Annotated in this window: 16 protein-coding genes; 8 read left to right on the top strand and 8 right to left on the bottom strand. The window is 59.1% G+C overall.

Annotated elements, in window-relative coordinates; translation table 11 throughout:
* Window positions 1–98: 98 nt before the first annotated feature.
* The 3 genes from MU553_RS11050 to glmS all read left to right on the top strand — a co-directional run bounded on the left by MU553_RS11050 (window position 99) and on the right by glmS (window position 4,051).
* On the top strand, window positions 99–956 hold the full coding sequence (locus MU553_RS11050; protein WP_247376888.1) for a CheF family chemotaxis protein: 858 nt from the start codon (window positions 99–101) through the stop codon (window positions 954–956).
* Between the two features lie 111 nt (window positions 957–1,067).
* Window positions 1,068–2,261, top strand: coding sequence for a bifunctional sugar-1-phosphate nucleotidylyltransferase/acetyltransferase (gene glmU / locus MU553_RS11045; protein WP_247376890.1), 1,194 nt, complete (start codon window positions 1,068–1,070; stop codon window positions 2,259–2,261).
* Window positions 2,261–4,051, top strand: a complete 1,791-nt coding sequence (gene glmS / locus MU553_RS11040; protein WP_247376892.1) for a glutamine--fructose-6-phosphate transaminase (isomerizing) — start codon at window positions 2,261–2,263, stop codon at window positions 4,049–4,051. The genes glmU and glmS overlap by 1 nt, the downstream gene beginning before the upstream one ends.
* A 338-nt stretch (window positions 4,052–4,389) precedes the next feature.
* On the opposite strand, the gene MU553_RS11035 is transcribed toward glmS, so the two are convergent.
* Window positions 4,390–5,037: a hypothetical protein gene (locus MU553_RS11035; RefSeq protein ID WP_247376894.1), complete on the bottom strand. Its 648-nt coding sequence runs from the start codon at window positions 5,035–5,037 to the stop codon at window positions 4,390–4,392.
* 144 nt (window positions 5,038–5,181) lie between these two features.
* On the opposite strand from MU553_RS11035, the gene MU553_RS11030 reads away from it, so the two are divergent.
* The 5 genes from MU553_RS11030 (at window position 5,182) to neuB (ending at window position 11,589) form a co-directional block, all read left to right on the top strand.
* Entirely contained in the window at window positions 5,182–6,351 is a 1,170-nt protein-coding gene (locus tag MU553_RS11030; RefSeq protein WP_247376896.1) for an NAD-dependent epimerase/dehydratase family protein, read from the top strand.
* A gap of 3 nt (window positions 6,352–6,354) precedes the next feature.
* Window positions 6,355–7,326, top strand: a complete 972-nt coding sequence (locus MU553_RS11025; RefSeq protein WP_247376897.1) for an NAD-dependent epimerase/dehydratase family protein — start codon at window positions 6,355–6,357, stop codon at window positions 7,324–7,326.
* The gene (locus MU553_RS11020; RefSeq protein WP_247376898.1) at window positions 7,319–8,296 is read left to right on the top strand and encodes an NAD-dependent epimerase/dehydratase family protein; all 978 of its coding nucleotides are present in this window, start codon (window positions 7,319–7,321) and stop codon (window positions 8,294–8,296) included. Before MU553_RS11025 ends, MU553_RS11020 begins: the two co-directional genes overlap by 8 nt.
* 353 nt (window positions 8,297–8,649) lie before the next feature.
* Window positions 8,650–10,458 (top strand): ABC transporter ATP-binding protein, encoded by a 1,809-nt coding sequence (locus tag MU553_RS11015; protein ID WP_247376900.1) that lies wholly within the window; start codon window positions 8,650–8,652, stop codon window positions 10,456–10,458.
* A gap of 90 nt (window positions 10,459–10,548) precedes the next feature.
* On the top strand, window positions 10,549–11,589 hold the full coding sequence (neuB, locus tag MU553_RS11010; RefSeq protein WP_247376902.1) for an N-acetylneuraminate synthase: 1,041 nt from the start codon (window positions 10,549–10,551) through the stop codon (window positions 11,587–11,589).
* Between the two features lie 30 nt (window positions 11,590–11,619).
* Here the strand turns inward: neuB and MU553_RS23590 are convergent, their stop codons facing one another.
* The 7 genes from MU553_RS23590 to MU553_RS10970 form a co-directional block, all read right to left on the bottom strand.
* Window positions 11,620–12,018 (bottom strand): acyltransferase, encoded by a 399-nt coding sequence (locus MU553_RS23590; RefSeq protein WP_282594221.1) that lies wholly within the window; start codon window positions 12,016–12,018, stop codon window positions 11,620–11,622.
* 65 nt (window positions 12,019–12,083) lie between these two features.
* The gene (gene neuC, locus MU553_RS10995) at window positions 12,084–13,253 is read right to left on the bottom strand and encodes a UDP-N-acetylglucosamine 2-epimerase (RefSeq protein ID WP_247376904.1); all 1,170 of its coding nucleotides are present in this window, start codon (window positions 13,251–13,253) and stop codon (window positions 12,084–12,086) included.
* 49 nt (window positions 13,254–13,302) lie between these two features.
* Window positions 13,303–14,079 carry an oxidoreductase gene (locus MU553_RS10990; protein ID WP_247376906.1) on the bottom strand — a complete coding sequence of 259 codons (777 nt, stop codon included), beginning with the start codon at window positions 14,077–14,079 and terminating at the stop codon, window positions 13,303–13,305.
* Window positions 14,076–14,786 carry an acylneuraminate cytidylyltransferase family protein gene (locus MU553_RS10985; protein WP_247376908.1) on the bottom strand — a complete coding sequence of 237 codons (711 nt, stop codon included), beginning with the start codon at window positions 14,784–14,786 and terminating at the stop codon, window positions 14,076–14,078. The genes MU553_RS10990 and MU553_RS10985 overlap by 4 nt, the downstream gene beginning before the upstream one ends.
* Entirely contained in the window at window positions 14,779–15,732 is a 954-nt protein-coding gene (locus tag MU553_RS10980; protein WP_247376910.1) for a Gfo/Idh/MocA family protein, read from the bottom strand. The genes MU553_RS10985 and MU553_RS10980 overlap by 8 nt, the downstream gene beginning before the upstream one ends.
* Window positions 15,733–16,863 (bottom strand): UDP-N-acetylglucosamine 4,6-dehydratase family protein, encoded by a 1,131-nt coding sequence (locus MU553_RS10975; RefSeq protein WP_247376912.1) that lies wholly within the window; start codon window positions 16,861–16,863, stop codon window positions 15,733–15,735.
* Window positions 16,841–17,980, bottom strand: a complete 1,140-nt coding sequence (locus tag MU553_RS10970) for a DegT/DnrJ/EryC1/StrS family aminotransferase (protein ID WP_247376914.1) — start codon at window positions 17,978–17,980, stop codon at window positions 16,841–16,843. The genes MU553_RS10975 and MU553_RS10970 overlap by 23 nt, the downstream gene beginning before the upstream one ends.
* Window positions 17,981–18,177: the final 197 nt, after the last annotated feature.

Here is an 18,177-nt window from a genome sequence, read left to right as displayed (position 1 = left end):
GGAGACGACTAACGTCGCGAGAGTGCTCCCGTCGTCCCGCGCGACCCTGCTCACATGAACGAACTGCCTACTGTCCGTCGGGGTGTTCGCCAGTACGTATGAGCGACGGTGAACAGAAACTGCTGGACACGCAGGGGGATTATCTGTACGCCGTCAAGGACGGACAGGTCAACGACGGGGCGTCGTGGCGGTCCTGCCGGCTCGTGTTGACGAACAAGCGGCTCGTCCTGGCAACGAGCGGAAACAAACAGACGGTGCCGATTGCCAAAGTCGAGATCGAAGAGGACCCACCGGACATCGACGCCACCGAGTACATGGCCGACATCACGGCGGTGTCGGTCGGTGGGAACGTCATCTTCCTCTCGGTTCCCGACGGCACGCTGGACGTCGAGGTCTGTCGGGCGATCCTCCACGACGAAGTCATCCTGGTGAAACACCCGGCGGTGAAAGGCGGCGTCGTTCAGGAGGCCGACTGGGAGAAAGCGCAGTTCCGGTACGTCGACGACACGATCAAGATGGCGCTCTCGGACGGCCGCCTCTCAATCGACGTGGACAACGTCGGCAACATCGACACGACCGAGAAGACGGTCCGCGACAAGTCTCGCCTGGTCGTCTCCGTCGAACACACCGAAGACGATCTGAGCGTCGAAACCTACCTCACTGGAACGAACGCGCATACGAACGCGCTGGACTCGCTGTTTTCGACGGCAGTCGAGAAGAACGAAGCCAGCGTCGAGCAACTTGACGAACAGGAGAGTCAGGTACTCATGGCGCTGTACTCTGGCGTGTCGCCGTTCGAGATGTCCGAGTTCGTCGGCATCCCCGTCGACGAGGTCGAGGACGCCTATCAACACCTCCTGGAGATCGGTGCCGTCGACGAGGTCCGCGTGCGGACGGAGGTCGAACTAAATGCACGTGGCAGAAATATGGCGAGCGACGCAATGAGTGACCAGTAGTAGGTCACTAACCGGACAGACGTATAGTTAAACGCCGGCTACTATCGGAAGATACGGAAATCTGACTGCCACAGTCGGAACCTTGAAACGGCGCGACGGTGACCATTTCGTATGAGCGTCAGCACTGCGGTCGTCCTTGCGGCAGGTGAGGGGACTCGGTTGCGCCCGCTGACGCGCAACCGCCCGAAACCGATGCTGCCCGCTGCCAACCGCCCAATCTTGGAGCACGTCTTCGACGCCCTGGTCGACGCCGGCATGGAACGGCTGGTGTGTGTCGTCGGCTACAAACACGACCGGGTACAGGACCACTTCGGCCCGACGTACCGGTCGGTTCCCGTCCAGTACGTGCGCCAGCACAAACAGCTCGGCAGTGGTCACGCCCTCTTGCAGGCCCGGTCGGCCGTCGACGGCCCGCCGCTCGTCGTGAACGGTGACCGACTCATCGAGACGAGCATGATCGAAACCGTCGTCGACGCTTTCGAACGCAACGAGCCGTCGGCCGCCCTGGCTGTTCTCGAACATCCCGAAGCACGCCAGTACGGCGCGATCTCGCTGCAGAACGAGGAGATCACCGAACTCATCGAGAAACCGACGAGCGACGAGTACCGGCTCATCAACGCCGGCATCTACGCCTTCGGTACCGGTATCTTCGACGAGATTGCCGATACCCCCCGCACGCAGGGCGAACTCGGGTTGACCGACACCATCGCCAGGCTCATGGATCGCGACAGGGTTCGCGGCGTCCGCTGTGAGGGGATGTGGGTCGACGCGACGTATCCCTGGGACCTCCTGAAGATGGCGCGCGAGGTCCTCGCCCGCGGACGGATCGACGCCGCAGCCGAATCCCACGGCGTCTGGGTCCACGAGGACGCGCTGGTTCACGACGACGCGACGCTCCGTGCGCCAGTCGTCGTCGGCCCGGATTCGGAGATCGGACCCGGGGCCGTCGTCGGGCCCGACACCGCGCTCGGCCGGAACGTCACGATCGGTGCGAACGCGACCGTCGAACGCTCGGTCCTGGACGTCGACACGCGGGTCGACGCCGGGTCGACGCTGTTCGATACCGTCACCGGTCAGGACGTCCACGTCGGCGCCGGGACCGTCGCCCCGGGCGGCGAGGCCGACGTTCGCGTCGGCAACACGGTGTTCGAGGACCAGCGACTCGGTGCGGTGCTGGCCGACCGCGTGACCGCCGACGGCAACGCGAGCATCGATCCCGGAACGCTCGTGGGTCCCTCGGCGCACCTGCACACCGGCGTCCACGTCCACGGTCGCATCGCCGAAGCCGCGGAGGTGATGCGCTGATGTGCGGCATCATCGGCTGTGCCGGCCGGCAGGGCGAGACGCTCGACGTCCTCGTCCACGGCCTGTCGAAACTGGAGTACCGCGGCTACGACTCGGCGGGCGTCGCACTCGCAACCGACGACATCGACGTCTGCAAGACCGCCGGCGAGATCGACGACCTGCGCGATGCCCTCTCGGAGCGCGAACTCTCCGGCACTGTGGGCATCGGCCACACGCGCTGGAGCACCCACGGCCCGCCGACCGACGAGAACGCCCACCCGCACCGGGACTGTCTCGGCGAGGTCGCGGTGGTTCACAACGGCATCATCGAGAACTACCAGTCGCTCCGCGACCAGCTTTCGACGGCCGGCCACGAGTTCCGCAGCGACACCGACACGGAGGTCGTTCCGCACCTGATCGAGGACGAACTCGCCGACGGTGCCGCCCCCGAGGAGGCAGTCCGGGAGGCGATCGCCCACCTGGAAGGGAGCTACGCCGTCGCAGCCGTCATCGCCGGCGAGGACACTATCTTCGCCGCGCGCAACGACTCGCCGCTCGTCCTCGGTATCGACGACGATGCCTACTATCTCGCGAGCGACGTGCCCGCGTTCCGGGATCACACGGATCGGGTGATCTACATGGACGACGGCGAGTTCGCGGCGATCGACGCCGACGGCTGGACCGTGACGACGCTCGCCGGCGAACCGGTCGACAAGGACGTCGACACGGTCGACTGGGACCCCGAGGAGACCGGCAAGAGCGGTTACGACCACTTCATGCTCAAGGAGATCCACGAACAGCCCCGCGCGCTCCGGCAGTGCCTCCGCGGGCGCGTGGGCGAACTCACCGGCGAGGTCGACCTGGGCGATCTCGGGGATCTGACGCCGCGGGCGGTCCAGTTCGTCGCCTGCGGAACCAGCTATCACGCGGCGCTGTACGCCACGCAGTTGTTCCAGCAGGCCGGCATCCCGGCCCAGGCGTTCCTCGCGAGCGAGTACACCACGAGCACGCCGCCGATCGGCGACGCGCTCGTCGTCGGCGTCACTCAGAGCGGTGAGACTGCGGACACCCTTTCGGCGCTCCGAGAAGCCCGTCGTCGCGGTGCGCGGACGCTCGCGGTGACCAACACCGTCGGTTCGACTGCAGCGCGGGAGTGCGATCACGCGCTGTACATCCGGGCCGGCCCGGAGATCGGCGTCGCCGCGACGAAGACGTTCGCCAGCCAGCTCGCGGCGTTGAATCTTCTCACGTTAGGTATCACGTCGGTCGACGACGACCGCGAGGTCATCAGCGGGCTGCGCGATCTACCCAGCGCCGTTCAGGAGATCCTCGACGACTCGGTCGCCAGAGAGGTCGCCGAAACCTACCGGGACGCCGAGTCGTACTTCTTCATCGGCCGTGGCCTCAACTACCCCGTCGCGCTGGAGGGCGCCCTGAAGATGAAGGAGATCACCTACAAGCACGCCGAGGGCTTCGCGGCGGGCGAACTCAAACACGGGCCGCTGGCGCTGGTCACCGAGAACACGCCGGTGTTTGCTACCGTGACTGGTGACGACGAGATGGCTCGCAAGACCATCGGGAACGTCAAGGAAGTCGAAGCGCGGGACGCCCCGGTCGTCGCGGTGACCGACGGGGAGTCAGACGTGGAGCGCTACGCCGACCACGTGCTGGAAGTGCCCGACACGCACCCGCGCGTGGCGGCCGTCGTCGCGAACGTCCAGCTCCAGCTCGTCGCCTACCACACCGCGAACATGCTCGGGCGGTCGATCGACAAGCCGCGCAACCTGGCGAAAAGCGTCACAGTGGAATGATCTAATACATCATATAAATCTGGGATTTTTCTCACTGAGGTATCAATTGTCGATCCACGGCGATCACTTGCGGGTTCGCACGCTCCTCGTTGAGACAGTGGGATCCTGGCAACTCCGACTACGTGTGGCCGTTCCACTCAATATAAATTATAAGTAGTAGAGTGAACTGAAACGCCCTATGCAGAATGGTAGTTCGACAGTCGAGGACGGAGAAGAACAGCGGCTCTACCTCTGTTCAGTTTGCTGAGTGAAACCGAGATCAAACGACTGACAAGTATGGAAATCCTTCCTCCCTGATCAGCGTTAACTGGACTGGATTTTCACTTTGATCTAGGTAGTCAGCGGTCCTCGATATCTCCGACTTTCTCGGTCCCCTCGTCGGGTGGCTCCGGTGGCTCGAAGAGCGCGAGAAGCAGTGAGCCGACGCGACCGTCGCGGAGTTCGTCCCACGTCGCGTCGACCCGCGTCGCGAGCGTGGCGACCGCCAGCACCAGGAGGCGGCTGCCGAGGCCCGCGTCACTGAGACCGCCGAGGGCTACGGCTGCCAGTGTGTTGACGAAGACGGCGACGAACGCGATGGTTCCGAGGACCCGGAGCGGTGCGGATCGAACGGTCTCCGCACCTGCCTGGGCCGCTCGCGAGAGGCCCAGACGTTCGTCGGCCGTCGCGACGGCCCCCACGACTCGATCCAGCACGGCGAGAATTGGGCTGATCGTCCAGGTCTCGCGGAGGTCGATGACGACGACGTCCGGATCGGGCTCTTTCGTGAGCCACCGATAGAGCCACGAGTCGCGACCCCACCGATCCAGTGTCCGTCCCACGGCACCGGCGCGACTGGTCGCTATCGCGCGGGCGAGCAGTCGTTCGCCGTCCCCGAGAAACTGTCGAATCCGTGACTCGTTCGCTGCCGCATCGAGGCGCTCGGCGACCGCGGTGCTGGTTCTCGCGACGACGGAGGTCGACCGCGCGCGCTCCCAGTCTGTCATCGTCGAGTTCGTTTGTCACTCAGACGGTGATCGTATAGCCATTTCGACTGCGTGAACCGCTTCTGGGTCGATCTGGACTGATCAGCATCAGCTGTCGATGACACAACGTTTATCACAGTTCGGTTACTCACATTCTGAGTAACTATGACGATCATCGTCACTGGTGGTGACGGCTACATCGGGTGGCCCGCCGCCTTGCGAATCGCGACTCGAACCGACGACCGCGTCCTGGCCGTCGACAACTTCGCCCGTCGTGACTGGGTCGAAGAGGTCGGCTCGGTGAGTGCAGTGCCGGTCGGGTGGATGGACGAACGCATCGAAGCCGCAGAAGAGGTCCACGGCGTGACGAACCTCTCGTTCGTGCAGGGCGACCTGGCCGAGAAGTCCTTCGTCGAGGAACTGCTGACGGTCCACGAGCCGGACGTCATCGTGCACGCGGCCGCCCAGCCCTCGGCGCCGTACTCCCAGATCAACGGGGAACGGGCCAACTACACCCAGCACAACAACATGCAGGCCACGCGGAACCTCCTGTGGGGCCTCGAAGAGCACGACCTCAACGACACCCACTTCATCGAGACGACGACGACCGGCGTCTACGGTGCACCGGAGTTCCCGATCCCCGAGGGCGGTGCGGTCATGGAGAACCAGGGCGAGCGCGACGACGTGCCCTTCCCCGCGATGGCCGGGAGCTGGTACCACCTGACCAAGAGCCACGACGCGGCCAACATGCGTCTGGCCCACTCGCAGTTCGACATCCCGATCTCGGACGTCCGGACCGCGATCACGTACGGGACCGAGACCGAGGAAACACGCGGGGACGACCGGCTCAAGACCCGGTTCGACTTCGACTACTACTTCGGCACCGTCGGACACCGCTTCGCCGCCCAGGCCGTCGCGGGCTACCCCGTCACGGTGTACGGCAAGGGCGAACAGCGCAAGCCGTTCATCAGTCTGGAGGACGCCGTCGAAGGCCTCGCAGAGCTGGCGCTGGCCGATCCCGACGATCGGCCCGACGACCTGACGGTGTACAACCAGGTCACGCGCGCCATTTCCATCGTCGAGATCGCAGAGACAATCGCCGACGTAGGCGACGAGTTCGAACTCGACGTCGACGTCGAACACTTCGAGAACCCGCGCGACGAGGACGAGACTCACAAGATGGAGATCGAGAACGACCGGTACATGGACCTCATCGGCGAGCAGGCCCAGGACTTCGAGGGCGGCGTCCGTGACATCTTCGGGACGCTGACCCAGTACGACGACACCATCGAAGCCCACGAGGACCGGTTCCTGCCCGGCGTCCTGGAGGAGTAGGCGATGGACGTGCTCGTCACCGGCGGCTGCGGCTACATCGGGAGCGCGCTGATCCCGATGCTACGTAGCGACGACGCCGTCGATCGTATCGTCGTCCTCGACAGCTTAGAGAGTGGGTCGCCCCGCGCGCTGCTGGGGACGCTCTCCCCGGTCGACAGCGACGGCGAGGGCGACGACGCCCAGGCGCTGGACTTCCGACGCGGCGACGTTCGGGAGTACGGCGACGTCGAGAACGCCATGCGCGGGGTGGACACGGTGATCCACCTCGCGGCGATCACGGGCGCGGCGAGCACGCACGACCGACGCGACGAAACGTTCGCCGTCAACTACGACGGCACGGAGAACGTACTGAAGGCCGCGGGGAAACTCGGCGTCGGGAACGTCGTCTCGGCGTCGTCGTGTAACATCTACGGCCGGGCGCTCTCGACCGACATCGACGAGTCGGTCGACCCCGATCCGATCAATCCCTACGCGGAGGCGAAGTACCAGGCCGAGTCCCTGCTCGCGGACTACTGCGCCGACCACGAGATGCAGGGGACGGCGCTGCGGATGGCGACGAACTACGGCTACTCGCCGGGCGTTCGGTTCAATCTCGTGGTCAACTACTTCGTGTTCCGCGCGCTGACCGGGCGATCGCTGACGGTGTACGGTGACGGGTCGAACTGGCGGCCGTTCGTCCACGTCGAGGACGCCGCGCGCGCCTACAAGCACGCGGCGCTTCGGCCGGACGACTGGAACCACCGCGTGTACAACGTTGGGACCAACGCGGGCAACTTCCAGATCGCCGACATCGCCGATCTGGTTCAGGAGGAAGTCGGCCCGGTCGACATCACCTACCTGGAAGACGAACACCCCGGCCCGTCGTATCACGTCAACTTCGACCGACTGGGCGAAACCGGGTTCGAGACGACGTGGACGCTCCGCGAGGGCGTCCGTGATTTGGCAGAGCGGTTCATGGAGGCAAACAATGAGTGAACGAGACAACGAACTCTGCGTCGCCGTCACCGGCGCCGCGGGCTACATCGGCAGTCGCGTCGTTCGGGTCCTGCAAGACGAGCATCCGGACTGGGAGATCACTGCGCTGGACAACTTCTACCTCGGTCAGGTTCGACAGATCGGCGACGTCGAGGTCGACCACGTCGACATTCGGAACCGGGATCGACTGGAGAACGCGCTGTCGGGCGCGGATGTCGTGATGCACCTGGCGGCGATCTCCGGCGTGGACGACTGCGACGAGCAGCCGGATCTGGCCTACGAGGTCAACGTCCAGGGGACGAACAACGTGGCGTGGTTCTGCCGCAAGGCCGGTGCTGGGCTGATCTTCCCCTTCTCGATGGCCGTGCTGGGCGATCCCCAGGAGTTCCCGATCACGGTGGATCATCCCCGCGATCCGATGAACTGGTACGGACGCACGAAGTTGCTCAGCGAGCGCGCGATCGAGGACTTCGCCGAGGGTGCGTTCCCCGCGCACCTGTACATGATCTCGAATTTGTATGGTGAGCACGAGATCGACGGGACGACGGTGTCGAAGGGGACGGTGACGAACTTCTTCGTCAACCGAGCGCTGGCCGGGGAGACGCTGACGGTGTACGAGCCGGGCACGCAGTCCCGGAACTTCGTCCACGTGAAGGACGTCGCTCGGGCGTACGTTCGGAGCGCCGAGCGAATGGTCGAACAGTTGGATGCTGGGGAGACTGGGGTCGAGAGGTACGAGATCGCGAGTGACGAAGATCCGAGCGTGATGACGTTGGCCGAGTGGGTGGCTGAGATTGCAGCAGAAGAGCGAGATATTGAGGCCGATGTCGAACTGATCGAGAATCCGCGTGGGAACGAAACGCTCGTGGATACGTTCGAGGTCGCGACGGATAGCGCTCGAGAAGAGCTCAACTGGGAGCCACGAGAATCAGTGCGGCAGTCGATTCGTGCACTGCTCTCGGGGAGATAAATTGAACTGCGTCGTTGACGGCATCTGCCTCAACTTCCACGCTGTCCACGATCGGTAGAATTGACAGCGGGCTTGACGACACTCCAGAAACAGGAATCCGCTTCTGTAGGCGAACTAGACTGGGGCAGATCGACTCGCTTGGGGCATCGATCTTTGGCTTTCTCTCGTCACGGGTTTCCGGGAGTGTCGGATGATATCCGGATAAACGGTGAAGCGAAATCGGATGTTGTTAAATCTGCAGATGGGAAAACAAAGATTTCCACTCCCAGATTTGAAATCGAATAAATAAGCATCGGGTTCTCGACTATCACCAAACCAACGAGTATAAAATCCGAGAGAGGATCGTTTCTCTAATGAGTGACTCAGAGAATATCGGCCGGCGAGAGCAACTCCGAGCGCTGATCCGGGTCGCTAGATACCGGCCGCGTCTCACTGCGGCGATCATTCTCGGCGGCGTTTTTGCTGCCCTTCTCGAAGGTGTCGGTCTCGGCTTTATTTTGCCGATCGTCGAGATAGTCCAGTCGCCCGGCGATCCGGCACAGCAGGCCGACGGTATTATGCTAGCGTTCGTTACTATGTACGAGTTTCTGGAGATTCCCTTTACGCTGGGGTCCGTCGTCGTCGGTGTGAGTTCCGTCCTCGCCGTGCGGTGGACGCTGACGTTCTTCGTGCGGTGGATGCGGAGTGCACTGTCGATCGATTATATCCGTTATTTGCAGCGGGAATCGTTCGACCATGCACTGAACGCCCGGATCGAGTACTTCGATCAGGAAGGATCAGATGACATTCTGAACGCAATTGTTACGCAGGCGGAGTACGCAGGAAAAACGATCAGGCTTGTCATCGACTTTCTTGAACAGGGGTTCCTGACGCTAATGTACCTCGTAGTCGCGTTAGTCATCGCACCGTTTCTCACACTTTTTGCGTTGGTGTTTCTCGGTGGCTTTGCCGTGCTGTTCCGGTACGTCGTCGAGCCTGGGTACGAACTCGGTGACCAGGTTGCTGACTCGAACGAGCGCGTCCAGCAGGCTGCCCAGGCCGGGACACAGGGGATCCGAGACACGAAGCTGTTCGGGCTGAAAAACGAACTCTTCGAGGACTTTCTCGACGCGGTGAATCAGTACGCCAGTTCGAGTATCAGGCTGCGGCGCAACGAGCAGGCGATTCAGAACTTCTACAATCTCTTGACCGCTATCTCGGTGTTCGTCCTGATCTACCTCGCGCTCACCTTCGCGAACCTCTCGCTCGGTGCGCTCGGTGTGTTCCTGTTCGCGATGTTCCGCCTCGGGCCGAAAGCGAGTGCGTTGAACTCGAAACTATACAAGATCGAGAACAACCTCCCGCATCTCGTGCGGACCCAGGAGTTCATCGACGAACTCGAACGGAATACCGAGCCGACTAGCGATTCGGAGCCGGTTCCCGACGAGATTCAGACTGTCGAGTTCGACGACGTGCGCTTCTCCTACGAGGGACAGGACGACGAGGCGCTCTCAGGTGTGTCTTTCGAGTTCGAGAAAGGGGAGTTCATCGGATTCGTGGGGCAGTCCGGGGCCGGCAAATCGACGATCGTCTCGATGCTGTCTCGGATGTACGAACCGGACTCCGGAGAGATCCGGGCGAACGGTCGATCGATCCACGAAATGGACATCGACGAGTGGCGATCCCGGATCGCAGTGGTACGACAGGATCCGTTTATCTTCAACGACACGCTCCGGTACAACCTGACGATTGGGAATCGAGACATCTCTGAGGACGAACTCGATCGGGTGATTCGGATCGCTAAAGTCGACGAGTTCTTCGACGATCTGCCTGACGGATACGAGACGCAGCTCGGGGACGACGGCGTTCGGCTGTCGGGTGGACAGCGACAGCGAGTCGCGCTAGCACGGGCGCTGCTGAAAGATGCCGACGTGCTGGTACTCGACGAGGCGACGAGTGATCTCGACTCGAATCTAGAGAAGCAGGTGCAACAGTCAATCGAGAGCATGGAGCGTGATTACGCGATGGTCGGGATCGCACACCGGCTCTCGACTGTAAAGAACGCCGACCGGATTTACTCGGTGGACGCCGGAAGGATCGTCGAGACCGGTGATCACGAGACGTTGATCGAGAACGACGGGCAGTACGCCGAACTGTATGCGATTCAGTCGCGAAACGGTTAGTCCACGGTGAAGACAGATCGGTCCGGGCTATACCAATATAACGAGTGATTTAACACCACTCCTATAATTTCTCGGAGTGAGCACAGTCGCATGAAAATTAATGGGACACCGGTGGGAACCGAGGAGACACCATATTTTATCGCTGAAGCTGGCGTCAATCATAATGGCGATCTCGATCTGGCCAAGCGTCTGATCGATATTGCAGCGGACGCCGGTGCCGATGCAGTGAAATTCCAGACGTTCAGTGCAGACCGTCTCGTTACCCAGGATGCCCGGAAGGCCAAGTATCAGGGAGAGACGACTGACGAAGATGGACAGTACGAGATGTTACGCCAGTACGAGTTGGATCGGAAGGCACACGAACAATTGATAGAATACAGCACAGGGAAGGGCATCACGTTTCTCTCGACACCGTTCGATCCCGAGAGCGCGGATATGTTAGCTGATCTCGGAGTACCCGCGATCAAAGTTGGCTCAGGCGAATTGGATAATCATCCGCTCCTCGAACACATTGCTGATCTCGACTTACCCATGATCGTTAGCACAGGCATGGGAACGATGGAAGAAGTTAACGACGCCCATGGGGCGATCACAGCGGCAAATCCTGATGTTGATCTGATCTTTCTTCACTGCACGTCATCATACCCAGCAGCAATCGAAGACATCCATCTCCGCGCAATGCAAACGATGGCTGACGAACTAACGGTACCAGTCGGCTACTCGGATCACACGACGTTACCCGAAACACCGGCACTGGCTGTCGCTGCTGGTGCGTGTGTCATAGAAAAACACTTCACGATCGACTCAACTCTTCCGGGGCCTGATCATGAGGCATCGCTCGAACCGGACGAATTAGCTCGCTGTATCGAGTTAGTTGAAACTGCAGCAAGGGCCCTCGGAGACGGCGAGAAACATCCTGTAGATGCTGAGCTGGAAAATCGGGCTATCTCGCGAAAGAGCTTATACGCAGCGACTGATATCGAGTCAGGAACTGTGCTCTCTGAATCAGATATCAAGATCGTTCGACCAGCAGAAGGACTGTCACCGCGTGAATTGCAGACGGTACTAGGAAAACAGGTCATAAATCCTCGGGCTGAAGGCGACCCAATTAGACAAAATGATCTAGAATAATATTTTTGTAGAGCACCCCTGGCCTATCGTTCAGTTGCTGGTGGCTGGAACCCCTTTGTAGAAGGCCCCATCAGGAACGTCATCGCGAACCAAACTATGTGAGCCAACGAGTGCGTCACGGCCGATTTCGACACCAGGGAGAACCGTTGTATGTGAACCGATTCTTGCCCCTTCTCGGATGTGTATCGTCCCAGATTCACCATCGATTGTCGATTTACTGTGGATATCGCAATGGGGACCGATCTGGACACCGGTTTCGATTGTCACTCCGGCGTGAGCATTGATCACCGTGAACGCCCCGATATCGACATACTCCTCCAATTGTAGCCCACTTGGGTTGTTCACTAACCAGTTATACTCGGTGAGTTCGCCGTCAACGATCTCTGGTTGCTCCCATTCCTCAAATCTCTCTCGTGGATCGTTACCCATGCGGTCTCTACTAACGTGGAAACCCATCTATGTTATTGTATACCGCCGTACTACCTTTGAAGCAGTCACTGCTCGAAATCGAGACGTTTCCGGAGCAACTGTTCATTTATTTCCACCTCAGCTAGACGCTTGGAGATTTCCGTCCCAGCCCCGCCATAATCGTACGGGTTGGCAGACGTGGCAGCCTGTTCTTGGAAGGAGTCGTCAGTAAGGCATTTCGAGATAGCAGTACGGATTTTGTCTCGATCGTGCGGAACTGATAGTGTGTTCGCTGCCCGTTCGCGACCTTTCTGCCGGGGACCGACGTCAACGACGGGCAGATCGAATGAGGGGGCTTCGATAACCCCGCTTGACGAGTTTCCGACCATCACGTCAGCAGCAGCCATGAGGCCAAGATATTCGCGACGTGGGAGACTCTGAAATGTCCGGGTCTGTTCGTCTAGTGATCGTGACTCAATCTCCTGGATTATCCGATCACCACCAGCGTCTGCATTAGGATAGATCAGTACCGTCTGTGCGTCGAAGGACTTGACAGCGTCAAGTGTTGCTGCCATCTGTTCACCGGCGTTATTGGGTTGTGTCGTCACTGGATGTTGCACGACGATCAGGAGTGGCTGGTCCGGATCGAGATCGTGTTTCTCGAGCACTGACCCGGGAGTGTTGTACTCACCAGCCAGGATATCATCGAGTCCAGGCGCCCCTGAAACCGTGATTCGCCACTCCTCTTCGCCCATCTTTCGGATTCGATCGGCACTCAACTCGGAAGCCGGAAAGTGGATATGAGCAAACTTCGTAATCGCATGGCGAATGCTGTCGTCGATTGTTGCGCCATGCATGGAATCGCCACCGTGAATGTGTGCGACAGGTATGCCCATGTGGGCCGCTGCGAGTGCACCTGCCAACGCCTCGTCTCGATCTCCTAGCAACAATACGATGTCTGGATCGAGACTTTCGAACGCCTCAGTCAGACCCATCATCCCGACGCCTAGTGACTTCGCCATCGCAGTCCCGGAGTCACCGTCGAGTTGCATCAATACTTCCCTGTCAACTGAGAATCCGTCGTTCCGAATTTCCTCGACTGTCATTCCGTGTCGTGGAGAGAGGTGCATCCCCGTCGCGACCACCGAAAGCGAGAGACGATCGTCATTTCTGATGGCTTCCATCGAAGACTTCAGGAGGCCATATTCGGCTCTAGTCCCCGTGAGGACGACGATATCCCGAGTGTTAGCGACCATATCTTTTTTCATGTGAGTCCATCGTTACAATCGTGTCGTGACTCCTTCCTCATTTGATCGTCCAGCCACCATCCACCACTATGTTGTGTCCTGTCACGTACGACGCGGCGGCGCTCAGTAAGTATACTACCGCTCCAGAGACATCTTCGGGTTCTGCCATGCGACCGAGCGGAACGTTCCGTTCGTAGTTCTCGACGAACTGTTCTGGTTGTTCATCGAACACGCCGCCCGGACTGACGCTGTTAACTCGGATTCCGTCGCTGCCCAGGTATGAAGCTAAGTACCGGGTAAAGTTCAGAACACCTGCCTTGAGCACGCTGTACTCGACTGGGCTCGTCATATGTGTTCCCTCGTAGACGGTAAAGTCAGGCGCCTGCATTCCGTAGATGGAACTGAAATTCACAATAGAACCTTCACAGCCGTGCTCGAGCATCTTCAGGACGGCGGCTTTCGTCACCGCGTAGTAACCGCCAAGGTGCATAGAGACGTTCTTGATCAACTCTTCTTTGTCTACGGACTCGAAAGACTGTCCGTAGTCGTCAGTCCGAGGATAAGCCAGATTTACCAACCCATCGAGACGACCGTGCTCCGAGATTACGTACTCATAGACCGCGTCAACCGACGTGGGATTGGTGATGTCTAGTGAGACGAACTCACCGCGATCCAATTTCTCCGCGACTTTGCGTCCTCGCTCTTCGTCAAACTCTGCGACGACGACGGCGGCGCCGTGATGATCAATCGCTTGGCAGACCTCGGTGCCGATCAGTCCCCCACCACCGGTAACGAGAACGACGTCTCCCGTCAGGTCGAAGAGATTGTCCGTCATACCTCGGGCTCCCGGCGCTCAAACATGAACTCCACGAACTTGAGATCGAGTTCCGTGTCGATATCGACCGACCGTTCCGGGGGCATGACCGAAACCCGCGTATACTCGCCTTGTATGGTATCAGTCTCCATCAGGAAGTCCCGTTCGTACACGTAGACCGCCGCGTTCATCTCGTACACGGTGGGAACGTCTTGTCGACGGACAATGTCGGGGCCGATCTCTTTTGAGAGTGATGCATAGCCGTCTTCGTCAAGTTCGACCATGTTGAAGTACGGGTTTTTGTCAGCCTCACAGACGGTGTATGCGTTGGTCGTGTGGTCGTCATTCTGAACCGCCGTGAAGCAGTCCTCGATGTCCGAGGGTCGTCGGAGCGGTGTCGTCGCGTCCACATCGACGACATAGTCATACTGCTCTTTTTTGATGGCTTCCATCTGTTTGACGGCGTGATGGATTGCGGGCAGCTTTCCTGCGGTATCAGAAGCGAGTTCGGCTGGCCGGCGGAAGGGAACTCGTCCCCCGTACTCTTCGGCGACTGATGCGATCTCGTCGTCGTCGGTCGAGACCACGATGTCTGCGCTCCGATTCCATCTCCGTGCATCGGAGATGGCGTGGCCAACGAGGGGTTTCCCGCCGACTTCTCGTACGTTTTTTCCGGGGATGCCCTTCGATCCTCCACGGGCACAGATCGTACAGAGGATCTCACTCATCGTGTCCTCTTTTTATGTCGAGCGCTACTTGTAATACCTCTTTTCCCTCTCTCAGATCGTTCTCGCAGGCTGCCCGTGTGTCGATGTGTTCGAGGAAGTACGCCAGTTGTTTCCGGAACCGCTCGTCACGGTCGTAGTCGAACGTCTCAGTTTCGGTCGAGGACGGATACTTGACAGTCAGTATTCGATCTTCGAGGTCTGCGACAAGTGTTCCGTTCTCGCAGACGACTTCGAGCGTTCTCCGTGGCTGTCTCCGGCAGTAGTCGAGGTGTATACTTCCAAGGACGTCATCCGACGTTCTCACGATCGCTTCGGCGATAGCTTCTGACTCAATGTCCAGTGTGTCCGTGTATCCGAGATCAGAGGCGATACACCGCAACGGACCGAACAACCAGTGTAAGTAGTCTATCTCGTGAATCAGATCGAGGACGACACCGCCGCCACGATCGGGATCCGCACTGTAGGAGTCGCGGTAGTCCCTACCCGGACGCCAGTCGGGGAGGTACGATCCTGCAGTCGTACGAAACGAGATGACGGTACCCAGTTCTCCATCGTCGAGCCGATCTCGTGTAGCGTTCAACACAGGATCGAACCGCAACTGACAACCGACGTAGGTGACGAGGTTTCTCTCGTCAGCTATAGCGATCAGTTCGTCGATCCTATCCAGATCGTGAGAGAGTGGTTTCTCTACGAAGAGGTCACAATCTGCTTTCGCACACGAAAGAGCAGTCTCGACGTGTTTCGCTGTCGGATTAGTTATAAATGCGATATCGGGATCCGTGTCAAGTGCATCCTCTAACCGTGTGTACTCTCGAATCCCCAAATCGTTCCCCGACGTCGAGGTTCCACTCCGATACGCGATCAACTCGATATCCTTAGATGACTCTTTGAGCAACCTTGCGTGGCGCTGACCGATCGATCCGAGTCCGGTGAGTAATACCCGCATTTATAAGAGGGTGTGAGGGGACATGTGGTCATCGATTTTCTCGATGATTTCTTCTTTCGAGAGTGATGTCTCGTCAGCCGACGTGTAGGCGTTCTTGACGGGATCGGCATTGGTGTGCGCGATGTCCTGGTACGCCGAGACGTCAATCTGCGGCAATATCACGTACATACTATCGAGTTCGCGAGCCTGTCGCCGTTCGTCCTCAGAAATGAGTTTCTCGTGAATTCGTTCTCCCGGGCGGGCACCTACTATGTCGATCTCGATGTCGTCGGGATTGTAGCCTGCGGCAGGTGCGTACTTTTCGACCATCGCTTCGGCCAGGGTTCCGACTCGAAACGCCGGCATCTTCAGAACGAATATTTCGCCGCTCGTCATCCGTTCGTAGGCTTTGATAACGAGGCCGGCCGCTTCTGCGATCGGCATAATGAACCGTGTCATCTCGGGATCTGTTACGGTGACTGGACCGCCGTCTTCGATCTGGTCAAGGAACAGTGGGATCACGGATCCACTCGAACCGAGAACGTTCCCGAATCTGACACACCCGAAGCAGATGTCTTTGTCCCCTTTGTAGTTGTTCGCAGCGATTATGAGTCGCTCTGACAGGAGTTTGGTTGCACCCATCACTGATGTCGGATTCGAGGCTTTGTCCGTGCTAATCCCGACGACCGCCTCTACTTCCTCCTCGATCGCAGCACGAATGAGGTTCTGCGTCCCCTGGACGTTCGTTTGCACCGCTTCGAACGGATTGTACTCGTTGATCTCGACGTGCTTGACCGCTGCCGCATGGAACACGACATCGATTCCCTCGATCGCTAGCCTGAGTCGCTCACGATCGCGGATATCGCCAAGCAAAAATCGAAGTCGTGACTCGTCCTGATAGTTCGTCTGGAGGTCGAAGAGGGACGCTTCGTCGTTGTCGAACACTCGAACGACTTCGGGATCAGCATTCAGCACCTGTGAAACGAGTTCGGAGCCGACCGATCCACAACCGCCCGTGATGAGTACGTTCTTACCTACTAGAGAGTCCATATCTTGAGAAGAACGACGGTTGGGAAGTGTTTTTCTTTCGGCATTGATCGAACGTGGGGACGAAAAACACCTCTGCCAGCTACCGTGCTTGTCGAACTCCATCTTTGACCGCAGCAACAATTTGATCGGTCTTTCTGGGAGTGAGATCCGGATAGATGGGCAGCGACAGGATCGTGTCTGCTACATCCTGCGTCGTCGGGGTGTTCGGCGACGGGCCATCCATCGTCTCTGTATAGTAGTGAGTCTCGTGGACCGGCGTGTCCCAGTAGATTTTCGAGGAGACTCCGTGTTCGTCCAGCGTGTCAATCACGATCTGGCGATCAATCCCGGAATCGAACTCGACAGTGTACAGCTGATAGACGTGTGTACCACCGTCGATTGGGCGTGGAACCTGGACCCCGTCGATTTCGGCTAGCTGCTCGTTCATATACTTGGCTGCAGCTTGTCGGCTGCCGATCAACTCGTCGACTTTGTCCATCTGTGCGCAGCCGATTGCGGCGGTGAGGTCGGACATTCGGAGGTTCGTCCCCAGTGCGACGTACTCTCCCGAGCCGACACTCTCGAAGTAGTCTCCAGGGGCGCGTCCGTGTGATCGATAGAGACGGGCATTGGAGGCAATCTCGTCGTCGTCGGTGATTATTGCCCCTCCTTCTCCAGTGACTACGATCTTGTTCTGACAAAACGAGAGTATTCCCGCGTCGCCGAAGGTCCCGACACTCTTGCCTTCGTACGTAGATCCGAACGCTTCGGCGGCGTCTTCGACGACCGTGAGATCGTGTTGTGCAGCGATATCCTGGATCTGGTCGATCCGGCAAGGTGCGCCGTATAGGTGGACGGGAATGATGGCCGCCGTATCCTCGGTGATATTCTCACGAACGGAGTCTGGACTCAGTCCGTACGTGTCTCGGTCGATGTCGGCGAAAACCGGCTCGGCACCGACGAGTCGAACCGCGTTCGCCGTCGCGATGAAAGTCATCGACGGGACAATAACCTCGTCGCCGGGTCCGATATCACTGGCCTCCAGCGCCGTCACGAGGCCGGACGTGCCGGAGTTGACGACGATTGCGTGTTCGACGTCGAGGTACTCCTCTAGCCGAGATTCGAATTTGTCAACGAAAGGCCCTTTTGCCCAGTACCCCCCCCTTCCAATCGACTCGACGGCATTCAGGATCTCTTGCTCGTCCCAGGCGATTTCGAATAACGGAATCTGATCAGACATATTGTCATGGCTACTTTGAGCACAAGTGTATAGGTTACGTTGCTGGATGTAATGGAAGTCCCTAGGGATACCTTGACAAGGACAGATATCCTTGACATCAGAATGGTCAATACAGCAGGATATCTCTCGCGGTATCTTTCCAGATTTTATTTGTATCCAAGCTGGTCCGGCCGTTCTTTCACATTATCTTCGACAGC

It is taken from the genome of Halorientalis brevis (genome assembly GCF_023077655.1).
Note: the sequence above shows the minus strand (reverse complement) of the source record. Positions and strands in the feature narration are given on the sequence as shown.

Excerpts from the sequence above, each read along its gene's own strand:
- neuB (WP_247376902.1), top strand. The coding sequence starts at position 10,549 with ATGAAAATTAATGGGACACCGGTGGGAACCGAGGAGACACCATATTTT.
- MU553_RS11020 (WP_247376898.1), top strand. The coding sequence starts at position 7,319 with ATGAGTGAACGAGACAACGAACTCTGCGTCGCCGTCACCGGCGCCGCG.
- neuC (WP_247376904.1), bottom strand. The coding sequence starts at position 13,253 with ATGGTCGCTAACACTCGGGATATCGTCGTCCTCACGGGGACTAGAGCC.
- MU553_RS10970 (WP_247376914.1), bottom strand. The coding sequence starts at position 17,980 with ATGTCTGATCAGATTCCGTTATTCGAAATCGCCTGGGACGAGCAAGAG.
- MU553_RS23590 (WP_282594221.1), bottom strand. The coding sequence starts at position 12,018 with ATGGGTAACGATCCACGAGAGAGATTTGAGGAATGGGAGCAACCAGAG.
- MU553_RS11035 (WP_247376894.1), bottom strand. The coding sequence starts at position 5,037 with ATGACAGACTGGGAGCGCGCGCGGTCGACCTCCGTCGTCGCGAGAACC.
- MU553_RS11030 (WP_247376896.1), top strand. The coding sequence starts at position 5,182 with ATGACGATCATCGTCACTGGTGGTGACGGCTACATCGGGTGGCCCGCC.
- MU553_RS10975 (WP_247376912.1), bottom strand. The coding sequence starts at position 16,863 with ATGGAGTTCGACAAGCACGGTAGCTGGCAGAGGTGTTTTTCGTCCCCA.
- MU553_RS11025 (WP_247376897.1), top strand. The coding sequence starts at position 6,355 with ATGGACGTGCTCGTCACCGGCGGCTGCGGCTACATCGGGAGCGCGCTG.
- MU553_RS10980 (WP_247376910.1), bottom strand. The coding sequence starts at position 15,732 with ATGCGGGTATTACTCACCGGACTCGGATCGATCGGTCAGCGCCACGCA.
- MU553_RS10985 (WP_247376908.1), bottom strand. The coding sequence starts at position 14,786 with ATGAGTGAGATCCTCTGTACGATCTGTGCCCGTGGAGGATCGAAGGGC.
- MU553_RS11050 (WP_247376888.1), top strand. The coding sequence starts at position 99 with ATGAGCGACGGTGAACAGAAACTGCTGGACACGCAGGGGGATTATCTG.
- glmS (WP_247376892.1), top strand. The coding sequence starts at position 2,261 with ATGTGCGGCATCATCGGCTGTGCCGGCCGGCAGGGCGAGACGCTCGAC.
- glmU (WP_247376890.1), top strand. The coding sequence starts at position 1,068 with ATGAGCGTCAGCACTGCGGTCGTCCTTGCGGCAGGTGAGGGGACTCGG.
- MU553_RS10990 (WP_247376906.1), bottom strand. The coding sequence starts at position 14,079 with ATGACGGACAATCTCTTCGACCTGACGGGAGACGTCGTTCTCGTTACC.
- MU553_RS11015 (WP_247376900.1), top strand. The coding sequence starts at position 8,650 with ATGAGTGACTCAGAGAATATCGGCCGGCGAGAGCAACTCCGAGCGCTG.